A 13,321-nucleotide genomic window follows, 5' to 3' on the forward strand; every position below is an offset into this window, starting at 1 on the left:
TCGGAATCTCCACCAACGGCAAACGCCGCCTCCCCATCGCTGTGATGGGGAGGCGGCGTTATCAGGAGTACTCAGCTAGTGAGTGCTTAGTGGCCGGAGTGTGCTTCCTCGCGCATGCGCTTAACCATGTGCGGGTAGTGCAGCTCGAAGGCCGGACGCTCGGAGCGGATGCGCGGCAGGGATACGAAGTTGTGGCGCGGCGGCGGGCAGGAGGTAGCCCACTCGAGGGAGTTGCCGTAGCCCCACGGATCGTCCACGGTGACGATCTCGCCGTAGCGCCAGGACTTGAAGACGTTCCACACCAGCGGGATGACCGAGGCACCGAGGACGAAGGAGAAGATAGTGGAAATCTGGTTGAAGACCGTGAAGCCATCAGACTCCAGGTAGTCGGCGTAACGACGCGGCATACCCATGTTGCCCACCCAGTGCTGGATAAGGAAGGTGCCGTGGAAGCCGATGAAGGTCAGCCAGAAGTGAATCTTGCCTAGGCGCTCATCGAGCATGCGGCCGGTCATCTTCGGGAACCAGAAGTACAGGCCAGCGAAAGCGGAGAACACCACGGTACCGAACAGGGTGTAGTGGAAGTGAGCAATCAGGAAGTAGGACTCAGCAAGGTGGAAGTCCAGTGCCGGGGAGGCCAGCATAATACCGGTCATACCGCCGAAGAGGAAGGTTGCCAGGAAGCCCATGGCGAAGATCATCGAGGTATCCCAGGTGATGTGGCCCTTCCACATAGTGCCGACCCAGTTGAAGAACTTCACGCCGGTCGGAACCGCAATCAGGAAGGTCATGAAGGAGAAGAACGGCAGCAGAATAGCACCGGTCACGAACATGTGGTGAGCCCACACGGCCATGGACAGCGCACCGATGGCCAGCAGAGCAAAGACCAGGCCAATGTAGCCGAAGACCGGCTTGCGGGCGAAGACCGGCACAACCTCAGAAATGATGCCGAAGAATGGCAGTGCCAAGACGTAGACCTCCGGGTGACCGAAGAACCAGAAGAGGTGCTGCCACAGGATGCCGCCACCGTTGGCGGAGTCGAAGATGTGGCCGCCCAGCTTGCGGTCATACAGCACGCCTAGCGCCGCAGCGGTCAGCAGCGGGAAGATCATCAGTACGATGACGGACGCGGTGAAGATAGCCCACGTGAAGACCGGCAGACGGAACATGGTCATACCCGGTGCACGCAAGGTGAGAACCGTGGTGATCATGTTGATAGCGGAAGCAATGGTACCGACACCGGTAGCACCCACACCGACAATCCACATGTCAGCGCCGATGCCCGGGGTGTGGACCGAGTCAGCCAGCGGCATGTACATGGTCCAGCCGAAGTCAGCAGCACCGCCTGGGGTCAAGAAGCCCGCGAGCATCACGATGCCGCCGGTCAGGGTAATCCAGAAACCGAAAGCGTTCAGACGCGGGAAGGCCACATCCGGTGCACCAATCTGCAGGGGCAGAACGTAGTTACCGAATGCCCACACCACTGGTGTTGCAAACAGCAGCAGCATGACGGTGCCGTGCATGGTGAACAGCTGGTTGAACTGCTCGTTGGACAGGAACTGCAATCCTGGGGTGAAAAGCTCAGCGCGAAGCAGCAGAGCCATGAAGCCACCGAGGAAGAAGAAGCTGAAGGACATGATCATGTACATGATGCCCAGCTGCTTGTGGTCGGTGGTGGTTAGCATCGTCCAAGCCTTGGAACCGGTCTTTGCATTACCAGTCGGCTCCGGACGTGTAGGCGCGACGTAGTCGTCGAGCCGTGGCGCCACAGCGGTCATAAAATCCTCCTGAAGAACAAGCGTTTAACCACATCGCTATCACGCGTTTTCACGCGCCACACGCTCAGCGATCAAACACCTAGGTTTACTCGCATTATATTAGGCCACCTCAGGGCCAAATTTCCAGCGCTCTGTTATTTTCCACTGCCCTTGATAGCCCCGTTTGGAGCAGATAACCCCCTTGTACGCGGCCAACCCGCCGCGGCGCACCTAAATACCCGGTGATCTAGAACACAGACGGCGCGTCCTGCAGGCCCCGAAAAGCCGAAAACGCACCCCCTGAAAGAATCAAACTTTCGGTTGATCCTCTCGGGAGGTGCGCGGTACCGACGGGGAGGGCTTAGAAGTCCCAGTCGTCGTCGGTGGTTTCCTCGGCCTTGCCAATCACATAGGAAGAGCCGGAGCCAGAGAAGAAGTCATGGTTCTCATCGGCGTTCGGAGACAGCGAAGACAAGATCGCTGGGGACACCCGGGTTTCATCCGCGGGGAAGAGACCCTCGAAGCCTAGGTTGTTCAGCGCCTTGTTGGCGTTGTAGCGCAGGAAGCGCTTTACATCCTCGGTCCAGCCCAGCTCATCGTAGAGGTCCTCGGTGTAGTCAATCTCATTCTCGTAGAGATCATAGAGAAGGTCAAAGGCGTAGCCCTTCATCTCCTCCTGCTCCGGCTCTGAAAGCTTCTGATAGCCCTGCTGGAACTTGTAGCCGATGTAGTAGCCATGGACGGCTTCATCGCGAATAATGAGGCGGATGATGTCGGCCGTGTTCGTCAGCTTTGCTCGCGACGAGAAGTGCATCGGCAGGAAGAAACCAGAGTAGAAGAGGAAGGATTCCAGCAGCGTGGAGGCGACCTTCTTCTTCAGCGGATTGTCGCCTTGGTAGTAGGACATGACGATCTTAGCCTTGCGCTGGAGGTTTTCATTCTCCTCAGACCAGCGGAAGGCGTCGTTGATCATGGGTGTCGACGCCAGCGTCATAAAGATATTGGAGTAGGACTTCGCGTGGACGGACTCCATAAAGGCGATGTTGGTGTACACGGCCTCCTCGTGGGGCGTGACGGCGTCGGGAAGCAGCGAGACCGCACCCACGGTGCCCTGAATGGTATCGAGCAGGGTGAGGCCAGCGAAGACGCGCATGGTGGTCTCCTGCTCCTTCTCCGTCAGCGTCTTCCAGCTCGGGATGTCGTTGGACACCGGAACCTTCTCCGGGAGCCAGAAGTTACCGGTCAGGCGATCCCACACCTCAAGGTCCTTCTCATCCGGAATGGTATTCCAGTTAATTGCCTTCACCGGAGCCTCGTGGCTAGCTATGTAATCGTCGTACTCGTGAGACACGCACGTCACCTCGTCTTGCTAGTAATTTTGGGGTTCGGTGCCATCGTACCCGCTAAAAGTAGGGGCCAAAATTCCAGCGTGTTTTATACTTAAGCCCTGTTCTCATGACCCCGAGTTTCGATGGAATGACTGACTCCTCCGCTCCCCTCCTCAGCACCGTGCTCGACGCTTTGGGCACGGACATCGTCAGCGGCACGCTGGCAGCCGGTGATCGATTTACGCTCACTGATCTCTGCTCGCGCTTCGGTATTTCCCGAACCGTCGCCCGCGAAGCCATGCGCGCGCTCGAGCACCTGGGGATGGTCTCCTCGTCGCGCCGAGTAGGTATTACAGTGCTCCCCATCAGTGAATGGGCGGTCTACGATCCCGCAATCATTTCTTGGCGTTTAGGTTCCGAGAAATCGCGCGATAGTCAGCGCACCTCTCTCAATGACTTACGCCTCGCCATCGAGCCCGTCGCTGCGGGCTTAGCCGCGCAGCACGCTTCCCCAGAAGATAAGGAAGAGATCCTGGAGCTGGCCCACCGCCTCCAAGTCACGCCAACGCGGCGCGTGGGCGAGCACCTCGCCACAGATCTGCGGTTCCACGCCATGGTTCTCCACGCCTCGGGCAATGAAATGTTCACGGCGCTGAGCCCCTATCTGCTGTCCATGGTGCGCGGGCGCTCCCTCTATGGTTCCCGCAAACGCAACCCCACGGCCGGCACCGCACAGCTCCACCTCGATCTAGCGGAGGCAATCCACCGCGGTGACTCCCCCGAGGCAGAAAAAATCGCACGCGCCATTCTCATTGAGGCGCGTGCGAATAAGGACTAGAGCATGCAGGAAACGCAGCCCTCAACCTCGGTTCCCTCCAGCGCCATCTGGCGCAGGCGGATGTAGTAGAGAGTCTTAATACCCTTGCGCCAAGCGTAAATCTGAGCACGGTTGATATCGCGGGTAGTGGCGGTGTCCTTGAAGAACAGCGTCAGCGACAGGCCTTGGTCAACGTATTTCGTGGCCTCGGCGTAGGTGTCGATGATCTTCTCGTAGCCGATCTCGTAGGAGTCCTTGAAGTACTCCAGGTTGTCGTTGTCCATGTGCGGCGCCGGGTAGTAGACGCGGCCGATCTTGCCTTCCTTACGAATCTCAATCTTAGAGGCAATCGGGTGGATCGAAGAGGTCGAGTTATTGATGTAGGAAATCGATCCGGTCGGCGGCACCGCCTGCAGGTTGCGGTTGTAAATGCCGTGCTTGGCGACGTCCACCTTCAACTGCGCCCACTCCTCTGCCGACGGGGTGTGGATCGAGGACTTGGCGAAGAGCTCCTTGACCTTCTCCGTACGGGGAGCAAAGTCAGCCGGATCATAGCGGTCGAAGAACTCGCCACTAGCGTAGTCAGACTCGGGGAACTCGCTGAAGTACTCGCCGCGTTCGCGGGCCAGCTTGTTGGATGCGCGCAGCGCAGCGTACATGATGGCGGCGAAGTAGGCGTTGGTGAAGTCCAAGCCTTCCTCGGAGCCATATTCAATGTGCTCCCGGCCGAGGTAGCCGTGCAGGTTCATCTGGCCCAGACCAATGGCATGGGAATCATCGTTGCCCTTGCGCACGGAAGGAACAGAGTTGATGGCGGTCTTATCCGACACCGCGGTCAAACCACGGATAGCAGTCTCCACCGTCAGCGCGAAGTCCGGGGAATCCATGGTGGCGGCGATATTCAAGGAACCAAGGTTGCAAGAGATATCGCTGCCCAAGGTCTTGTAGGTGAGGTCCTCGTTGAGCTCCGACGGGGAGTTGACCTGCAGAATCTCCGAGCAGAGGTTCGACATGTTGATGCGACCGGTCTTGACCGGGTTCGCGCGGTTCACGGTGTCCTCGAACATGATGTACGGGTAACCGGATTCGAACTGCAGCTCCGCAACGGTCTGGAAGAAGTGGCGAGCGTTGATCTTCTTCTTGCGGATACGCGGATCCTCGACCATCTCTTCGTAGTGCTCAGTAACGGAAATATCGCCGAAGGCCTTGCCGTAGACGCGCTCGACATCGTACGGGCTGAACAGGTACATATCGTCGTTGTTCTTCGCCAGCTCAAAGGTGATATCCGGGATCACGATGCCGAGCGACAGTGTCTTAATGCGGATCTTCTCATCCGCATTCTCGCGCTTGGTGTCGAGAAAATTCATGATGTCCGGGTGGTGCGCGTTGAGGTAAACCGCACCAGCGCCCTGGCGAGCACCCAGCTGGTTCGCGTAGGAGAAGGAATCCTCCAACAGCTTCATCACGGGGATGACGCCGGAAGACTGGTTCTCAATGTGCTTGATGGGCGCGCCAGATTCACGGATGTTGGACAGCAACAGGGCCACGCCGCCGCCGCGCTTGGACAGCTGCAGAGCGGAGTTAATGGAGCGGCCGATGGACTCCATGTTGTCCTCGATACGCAGCAGGAAGCAGGACACCAGCTCGCCACGCTGAGCCTTGCCGGCGTTGAGGAAGGTCGGGGTAGCCGGCTGGAAGCGGCCGGTCATGATTTCATCTACAAGGTGCTCAGCCACCTTAGTGTCACCATCCGCCAAGAAGAGTGCGGTCATGGACACGCGGTCTTCGAAGCGCTCGAGGTAGCGGCGGCCGTCGAAGGTCTTCAGCGTGTACGAGGTGTAGTACTTGTAGGCACCCAGGAAGGTCTTAAAACGGAACTTGAAGGCGTAGGCACGCTTGAACAGGGACTTAATGAAATCAAAGTCGTACTGCTCAAGCAGTTCCGGCTCGTAGTACTTGTTGTCCACCAGATAGCGCATCTTTTCTTCCAGATCATGGAAGTAGACGGTGTTCTGGTTGACGTGCTGGAGGAAGAATTGGTTCGCGGCCTCACGGTCCTTGTCGAACTGAATCTTGCCGTTCTCGTCATACAGGTTCAGGAGTGCGTTGAGCGCATGGTAATCCAGCTGCTCCTCTGGCTTCACAGGTTCAGCGACGGTCTTACCCAATTGCGTGGTCACGACGTTCACGGGCCTTTCTTTGCTATGGCGAAATGGAGAGACAAAATAATAGGAATGAGGCTTTAGGCGGCTAAACCTAAAGCAGCCGCGTTGGCCAAGAGGCCTTCACGGCAAATTGTGACATCTTCCTCGGTTCCGAGAAGCTCGAAGCGGTACACATAAGGAACCTTACACTTGGCGGCGATGACGTCGCCGGCCTTGCCAAAGTCACTGCCGAAGTTGCTGTTGCCTCCGGCCACGACAGCGCGGATGAAGCTGCGGTTGTGTTCGTCATTCAGAAAACGAATGACCTGCTTGGGAACAGGCCGGGTGTTTTGCCTGCTCATCGACGCCCCTCCCCCATACGTCGGACAAATCAAGACGTAGGGTTCATTCACAGTGAGGGGCTCATCGCTGAGACGCAGCGGGATGCGGGCGCTGGGAAGGCCGAGCTTCTCGACGAAGCGGTGGGTGTTTTCCGTAGCGGAAGAGAAATACACGACCAACATGGCTGTTCCCTAGGCGCTTGCCGCCATAACGGAGAGTGCCTTGATGCGGTCAGGGCGGAATCCGGACCAGTGCTCACCGTGAGCTTCAACGACCGGCGCCTGGACGTAACCCAGGGCCATGACGTAGTCACGGGCATCATCATCCAGAGTGATATCCACCGTTTCGTAGTCGAGACCGGCACGGTCAAGAGCCTTTTTGGTGGCGTTGCACTGGACGCAAGCGGGCTTGGTATAGAGGGTGATGCTCATGTGACGTTCCTTCAGCTTCCTTCGGCACTACACGCGGAGTGACTGTTGAATTCGATACCAGCAGGGCGCTTAGCAGCCCTGCATTAAAGCTTTGAACAGCGGTGCAGACCCGCCGCTCAAGCAACATCAACGACACTATACTTTGTGCCCGCACCCCGCAACTAGCACTATATGTAGTAGTTACAAGGGTGATATTCCCAGGATGTAACCCGCCCCGACCCCACATGTTGACACCCCATCACTTCGCCCGTTGCCACGGCGGTAACTACACGAGTGATATTCCCTGCTCGTTCACCGAAGATTCACCTAGTTTGTGACAAACACCACTCGGGGCCGAGTTTTCACCTCCCACACACCGGCATAAAAGGCCTATTAAGCTCACAGGGGACAGTTTCAGCCTGGGGTAGCAAAAGGAAACCGCCCCCTCCAGCAAGCAATGAGCGTGCAGAAGGGGGCGGTATGAGTCCGTACGACTTAGCCCTGGCGAGCCTTGAAGCGCGGATCCTTCTTGTTGATCACGAAGACCTTACCGTGGCGGCGAATAACCTGGGCGCCCGGCTTCTTCTTCAGCGACCGAAGCGACTTGCGAACCTTCATCGGGCGCTCCTTTCGTTATGCGCAATCTTGATGCGATTGATTAGTTCAAAGCACAGCCGGGTAGACACCCAGCAATGACACGAGGAAAAATGTTACCCCACGCGCGCGTCATAACCAAAACACTCAGCTTTCGGAGTAGCGGGAGCGAAACTGTTCGGCAACATCCTCGAGGCTCTTCCCCGCCGTTTCCGGAACGAGTGCGCGGGTATACCCCACCGCAACGAGGCCTAAGCCCGCAAAGATTCCGAAGCCCAGCGAGCCGCCGAGCCACTCGACCACCGGCAAGAAGAACTGCGCCACCGCCCAGTTACTCACCCACAACGCCAGCCCGGCGATTCCCATGCCCAAGCCGCGGACTTCGGGCGGCACGATTTCTGACATGAGCAGCCACGTGGCCGGGGAGACCGCCGCCTGTTGGAAGGCAATGAACGCCGCCATGCACGCCAGCGCCAACATAGCCAGTGGTGTGGAATCATGAGCGAAGTGATAAGCCACAGCTAGGACCACGAGCGAAACAACGTTGCCGCTTAAGCCTGCTAGCAATAGCCGGCGGCGCCCCAGCCGGTCGATCACGCGCATGCCTACTAGGCACGCCGCGACGGACACCACACCGATCACCATCGACGTATACACCGAGTTGGTGGTGGAGATACCCACCTGGTTCATCATCGTGGGTGCGAAGTACACGATGGCGTTGACGCCCGTAATCTGCTGGGTCAGGCCCATGAGCATGGCAAGCGCGATGGCCCAACGCATCCAGCGGTGGCGTCGCAAAGCTTGCCATTCACCCGTGCTCGGCCGCGCGCTATGTTCCAGCTCCGCTCCCCGCGCGCCTACCCGAGCGCTGACCGCGGCAGCTTGGCCCGTTCGGCCTTGTGCCGCGAGCCACGCCGGGGTATCGGGGAGAAAGACCATGCCGAGCGCCAGCGCCGCACCCGGAACCGCGGCCAGCCCGAGCATCCAATGCCAGCTGCCGCTTGCAGCCAACAGCGAGTTCACCCCGTACGCAAGCAGCTGCCCGACGACGATCATGAGCGTGTTGAGGGAGACCATCCGACCCCGTACAGCCGCCGGGGTGATTTCGGAGATGTACATCGGGGAGACGATGGACACCGCGCCCACCGCCACGCCAAGGAATGTGCGGGCGGTAGCAAGTTCCGCGGCCGAGTTTGCGAGCGCACACCACACGGAACCAGCCACGAAGATGAGTCCGCCGGCAATGAGGGTTCGGCGTCGCCCGATCATGCTCGCCACACGCCCAGCCGCCAGCGCACCGACTGCCGCTCCAACCAACAGCATCGAGGTCACGAGTCCTTCCTCGTGGGCGGACATACCGAATTCCGGCCCTACGAAGAGGAGAGCACCAGACATCACTCCGGTGTCGTATCCAAAGAGCAGGCCGCCCAGGGCGGCTACGCCTGCGACCATCATGACGTAAGTATCTTTGTTCACGAGTTCCTATTGTCGCAGGCGGCTACCATGGGCGTCATGTCACATGAATCCACTGACCTCCAGAACGACATCATCAAGGCCCTCGGCGTGAAGCCTCGTATCGATCCAGCAGAAGAGGTAGAGCGCCGCGTCGCCTTTTTGGTGGACTACCTACGCACCACCGGTGCGAAGGGCTTTGTCTTGGGCATCTCTGGCGGCCAGGACTCCACCCTGGCTGGGCGCTTGGCACAGCTGGCGGTGGCCCGCGTCGACGGGGCGCATTTCTGGGCCGTGCGCCTTCCCCACGGAGTGCAGGCCGACGAGGATGACGCACAGATCGCCCTCGACTTCATCGAGCCTGACTACTCCCTCACCGTCAACATCGCGGAGGCCACCGCGGCTCTCGACGGTGCCGTGGCCAACGCCCTGCACCAGGATTCCCTGGGGGACTTCAATCGAGGCAACCTCAAGGCTCGCCTGCGCATGTCTGCGCAATACGCGCTGGCCGGCGAGGTCGGGGCCTTGGTCATCGGTACAGACCACGCCGCCGAAAACGTCACCGCCTTCTTTACCAAGTGGGGCGACGGCGCCGCCGACGTCCTGCCCCTCGCCGGGCTTAACAAGCGCCAGGGCGCTCGACTCCTGAAACATCTCGGCGCACCAGATTCCACGTGGAAGAAGGTACCAACTGCTGACTTGGAGGATGACCGCCCATTGCTCTCTGATGAAGAAGCGCTCGGCGTCACCTACGCCCACATCGATGACTACCTGGAGGGCAGGGCCGTGCCTGACGACGCCCGCGCGCGCATCGAAACCCTCTGGCGCCGCGGCGCCCACAAGCGCACCATGCCACCGGGCCCTACCAGCGCCTAAGGTTTCAAGCCCCCTCCTCGCGGGGCTTTCCCGTTCCTTTTCCGCATCCACCAATTGCGCCTGAGGCCAGCGTTTCCCCGCGCGCCAGGGGGGATACTCTCCCCGGCGGTCAACTGCCCCCTACCCATAACGCGAGTCCGTCCGCCCCCAACATCTGTAGCGCACGTAGTCCCGCACCTGTGATTGACGCTTTACCCCACCCCTGAGCTGGGTGTTTCTTCTCTCCGGTTGCGGGGTACATAGACCTGTTTTAGTCTCTGTGCCCATGGGGGATATCGAAACCTACATCCGCCTCCGCAACTCGGGGATTGCGCTGGTGGAACATATACCTGGCACACCCGATGAGCTCCGCGTGCTCGGAGCGGATGCCTCCGATGCTGCCGAGCTGTCACAGCTACACCAGGTGTATTTCGGGCCGACCCGCTATACGGGTAAACAACGCAAAGCCCGCACCGCAGCGCTCAAACAACGCCACAGCCTGGGCACCCTCACACTCATCGAAACCTACGTTTCAAAGGTTAAGAAAACCCTCGACGCCTGGAACCTCCGAGCAAAACTCGCCGCCACCCCCGCACACCGCATCCAGGCCGTTGCCACCGCACGACTTAAAGAACTCACACGCAAAAGAACCGCCAAGCCCGGTGTGCGTATCACCTACCGCACGCAAGGCCCCAACACGCTTTCCATAACCGATGATGCCACCACGATTGCCAACATGCGCGGCGTCTTAGAATCCACCAACAACACCGACCTCCTAAAGGCCGCCAACGACATCTTCTTCAACAAAGCCTCCGGTACTAAACCTGCGGTGCGCACCCAAGTCATCGTCACCCTCAACGAGCTAGACCAGATCATCAACGGCGAGGGTGATGAGATAGAACTCAACCTCACCAACGGTGGGCGCATGACCGGCACAGAATTCTTAACCCACAAGTTCGCCGAAATAGGCTACGCCACCCTCGTCCACCCCCTCGACGGGCCCATCAACACCTGGCGCCTATCACGTGGAGCAAACCTCAACCAACGCCTTAGCCTGCATGCCGAATCCCACACCTGCTCACGTCCTGGGTGTAATAAGCCAGCTGATTACTGCCAAGTCCATCACCTTATCCCCTGGCAGGCAGGTGGCTACACCAACATCAACAACCTGACCTTCTTGTGCGCCTACCACAACGGGATCAATGATGATGACCCACAAAGGCCTACCGGGCGTGGCTACATGTACCGACTTAATACAGGGGTGGACTTCATCCCACCCTGGGGTGCACCGATTACCGCAATGCCGGAATACCAAGAAGCACTAGCCAGACTCAACGCTGAGCGGGAAACAGCCACAAAGACACAGGCCACAGCCCAAGGATCTGCAACAACACCGGGCACAGCACCACAACCACCAGACCCACCACCCGACAGCAGCTAACACCCACAACCACCACACACAGCAGAAACAGAAAGGAAAACGCCGACCACCTGCGACAACACCGTCGCCCCTGATAGAGGAACCCGTCAGTCAAAGCCATGCTGACGGGCACATCGGCGATCCATCAGACAGCACCACCCGCGGACCGCAACAAGGTACGCGGGAAAACCGGGGATCCCAGACCACAATTCACGTACCGCCGGAAGCAGCAGGCGCAACGGGACTTTTAACTCTTAAAGGGCGAAACCCTCCAACCAAACCATTGTTGACGGGCTAGCTGTCATGCCGGAGCCCCAAAAGCACATCCAGAGCTCCTTTTCCTTCAGATCCGGCAGAGCCTAAGAGGGTTCACACACTCATCGCAATGCCTCAAGGGTTGCACGTGCAGCCTGCTCAAGCGGAGCGTAGTAGGCCGGACCATGCGTCATCGCGTGAACTGCAAGTGGATGTAACTGATGCATCGGCACCCACTTCCGGTATTCCTCACCCACCCCATAACCCCGTAGTATCTCGTCATAGTAGGGCGTTCCGAACAGCTCCAGCATGGCCAAATCCGTCCACGGATGCCCACCGTGCGCTGCAGGGTCAATCATGACCGCCGTGTCCTCCTGGAACAAAACATTTCCTGCCCACAAATCACCATGAATTCGTGCAGGCTCAACGTCCCAGTCCACGGCAGCAATAGCTTCGGCGGCCACATATACGCTGTCCCGCAGCCCCTCCGGAAGTCCTTCTATAAATGGCACCACCCGCTGTTCGGCGTAGAACTCACCCCAGGCTTCGCGTGGTTCGCAGGGTTGCTCCACGCGCCCGATGAAGTTCGCGCCTTCCCACCCCTCTGGCGGTGCGCCGAAAGCTGGGGCTCCTGCCTGATGAACCTGCCGCAACGCTTCACCAAACGCCCGCGCAGCAGCAGCACTCGGTCGCGCCTGCGCTACTCGACGCGTACTAATCGTCGAATCTGTCAGCCCCGCAACTTCCACCACGACGTCCTTTCGTGCGGCTGCTAACCAGCGCAGGCCCGCGGCCTCTGCCTCAGCTTGATCGGCTCGTGCTACTGACTTGGTGAAAACATCCATGCTCCCCAGCATAGAAAAAGGCCGCCTCTGCGAAAGAGACGGCCGATGGTGGAGCTAACGGGATTCGAACCCGTGACCCCCACACTGCCAGTGTGGTGCGCTACCAACTGCGCCATAGCCCCAAGGCAATATTGAATTTTAAAGTGGAGCTAACGGGATTCGAACCCGTGACCCCCACACTGCCAGTGTGGTGCGCTACCAACTGCGCCATAGCCCCTCATACGAGGTGCAACCTTTATGATTGCAACTCGTATCAATATATCCTCTCCCTATTCACTCACCAAATCGCGAGTTGGGGCGCTAAATTTACTTCTCAGTAACGATGTTGACCCATTCCATGATGGAGGTCTTGTCATCCTCCGGAATGTCCTTGCCGTCCTTGATGATGCGCGGCGAAGACACGCTGCCGGTTTCCTTTTCAAGCTTTTCGTAGTTCGAGGTCACCAGCGGGTTTCCTTCACCAACCGGGGCTTCCTCAATGGCCTTCACCGTGGCATCATCTGCGCCCAGTTCCTTCGCGGCAGCAGCGAAGTCTTCCATCTCCCACTTGTTGTACACCTTGGACTGGTTCTCCATGAGGTACTTACGCAGGTTCCAGTAGAGCGTGGCGTCACCGGTCTTTGCTACCTGCTCCATCGCAGCAGCGGCCTTGGAGGAGTGGCCGGTGTTGGACTTGATGCTCTCCAAGCCGTTCGGGCTGCCGTCGAGGAAGTTGAGGGTGCGCACGTGCACGACGAGCTCGCCCGCGTCGATGGCATCCTTCATCTGCTCGTCGGTTTCCTTCGCCAGGTCACCACAGTGCGGGCAGGAGTAGTCCTCGTACAGGTCTACTTCGGTTGCGTCCTTTGCGGCATCCGCAGACTTGAGGGTTACCGCATTGTCCGCGAGGGAAATCTCCATGGAGACATCCTCGGCGGCGTAGTCCCCCAGCGCATCGGTCTGTGCGCCTCGCCCTTGGTAGACGATGTATCCGATTACCACAGCGATAATAACCAGCAGAACAGCGAGGCCCCAGACGAATCCACTATTACTCTTGGAGTTGGGGTCTTTGACTGTACTCATTGAACAACCTTGCCTTTGATGACGTTATTTCGAACAGATG

At 58.8% G+C, this 13,321-nt stretch carries 12 protein-coding genes and 2 tRNA genes; 3 read left to right on the forward strand and 11 right to left on the reverse strand.

All coding sequences use genetic code 11. The annotated features are described in order from the left end of the window. Positions 1–86: 86 nt before the first annotated feature. Both ctaD and nrdF read right to left on the reverse strand, forming a co-directional pair. Positions 87–1,778, reverse strand: a complete 1,692-nt coding sequence (gene ctaD / locus CAURI_RS11050) for an aa3-type cytochrome oxidase subunit I (RefSeq protein ID WP_010191271.1) — start codon at positions 1,776–1,778, stop codon at positions 87–89. Between the two features lie 340 nt (positions 1,779–2,118). After that, the gene (gene nrdF / locus CAURI_RS11055; RefSeq protein ID WP_010191273.1) at positions 2,119–3,108 is read right to left on the reverse strand and encodes a class 1b ribonucleoside-diphosphate reductase subunit beta; all 990 of its coding nucleotides are present in this window, start codon (positions 3,106–3,108) and stop codon (positions 2,119–2,121) included. Positions 3,109–3,212: 104 nt separating this feature from the next. On the opposite strand from nrdF, the gene CAURI_RS11060 reads away from it, so the two are divergent. Beyond that, entirely contained in the window at positions 3,213–3,923 is a 711-nt protein-coding gene (locus tag CAURI_RS11060; RefSeq protein WP_010191275.1) for a FadR/GntR family transcriptional regulator, read from the forward strand. On the opposite strand, the gene nrdE is transcribed toward CAURI_RS11060, so the two are convergent. From nrdE to CAURI_RS11085, 5 genes are all read right to left on the reverse strand, one after another. Then, positions 3,920–6,082, reverse strand: a complete 2,163-nt coding sequence (nrdE, locus tag CAURI_RS11065; RefSeq protein WP_012715276.1) for a class 1b ribonucleoside-diphosphate reductase subunit alpha — start codon at positions 6,080–6,082, stop codon at positions 3,920–3,922. The two genes, CAURI_RS11060 and nrdE, sit on opposite strands and share 4 nt — an antisense overlap. A gap of 62 nt (positions 6,083–6,144) precedes the next feature. Next, a complete protein-coding gene (nrdI, locus tag CAURI_RS11070; protein ID WP_010191278.1) occupies positions 6,145–6,570 on the reverse strand; it encodes a class Ib ribonucleoside-diphosphate reductase assembly flavoprotein NrdI in 426 nt (141 codons plus the stop codon). A gap of 9 nt (positions 6,571–6,579) precedes the next feature. After that, positions 6,580–6,819, reverse strand: coding sequence for a glutaredoxin-like protein NrdH (gene nrdH / locus CAURI_RS11075; RefSeq protein WP_010191280.1), 240 nt, complete (start codon positions 6,817–6,819; stop codon positions 6,580–6,582). 474 nt (positions 6,820–7,293) lie between these two features. Beyond that, positions 7,294–7,416: a type B 50S ribosomal protein L36 gene (gene ykgO / locus CAURI_RS11080; protein WP_003847162.1), complete on the reverse strand. Its 123-nt coding sequence runs from the start codon at positions 7,414–7,416 to the stop codon at positions 7,294–7,296. 123 nt (positions 7,417–7,539) lie between these two features. Continuing rightward, positions 7,540–8,868, reverse strand: coding sequence for a sugar porter family MFS transporter (locus CAURI_RS11085; RefSeq protein WP_010191283.1), 1,329 nt, complete (start codon positions 8,866–8,868; stop codon positions 7,540–7,542). 27 nt (positions 8,869–8,895) lie between these two features. Here CAURI_RS11085 and nadE point away from each other — a divergent pair, with 27 nt between their 5' ends. Continuing rightward, positions 8,896–9,720 carry an ammonia-dependent NAD(+) synthetase gene (gene nadE / locus CAURI_RS11090; RefSeq protein ID WP_010191284.1) on the forward strand — a complete coding sequence of 275 codons (825 nt, stop codon included), beginning with the start codon at positions 8,896–8,898 and terminating at the stop codon, positions 9,718–9,720. A gap of 265 nt (positions 9,721–9,985) precedes the next feature. Next, positions 9,986–11,140, forward strand: coding sequence for an HNH endonuclease signature motif containing protein (locus CAURI_RS11095; protein ID WP_012715278.1), 1,155 nt, complete (start codon positions 9,986–9,988; stop codon positions 11,138–11,140). Between the two features lie 356 nt (positions 11,141–11,496). On the opposite strand, the gene CAURI_RS11100 is transcribed toward CAURI_RS11095, so the two are convergent. The 4 genes from CAURI_RS11100 to CAURI_RS11115 form a co-directional block, all read right to left on the reverse strand. Further along, positions 11,497–12,231 carry a fructosamine kinase family protein gene (locus CAURI_RS11100; RefSeq protein ID WP_010191288.1) on the reverse strand — a complete coding sequence of 245 codons (735 nt, stop codon included), beginning with the start codon at positions 12,229–12,231 and terminating at the stop codon, positions 11,497–11,499. 34 nt (positions 12,232–12,265) lie between these two features. Continuing rightward, a tRNA-Ala gene (locus tag CAURI_RS11105) sits at positions 12,266–12,341 on the reverse strand. A 22-nt stretch (positions 12,342–12,363) separates the two neighbouring features. Beyond that, a tRNA-Ala gene (locus CAURI_RS11110) sits at positions 12,364–12,436 on the reverse strand. A gap of 89 nt (positions 12,437–12,525) precedes the next feature. Next, positions 12,526–13,281, reverse strand: a complete 756-nt coding sequence (locus CAURI_RS11115; protein ID WP_010191289.1) for a DsbA family protein — start codon at positions 13,279–13,281, stop codon at positions 12,526–12,528. Between the last annotated feature and the right edge of the window lie 40 nt (positions 13,282–13,321).

This window comes from Corynebacterium aurimucosum ATCC 700975, from assembly GCF_000022905.1.
GTDB lineage: Bacteria > Actinomycetota > Actinomycetes > Mycobacteriales > Mycobacteriaceae > Corynebacterium > Corynebacterium aurimucosum_F.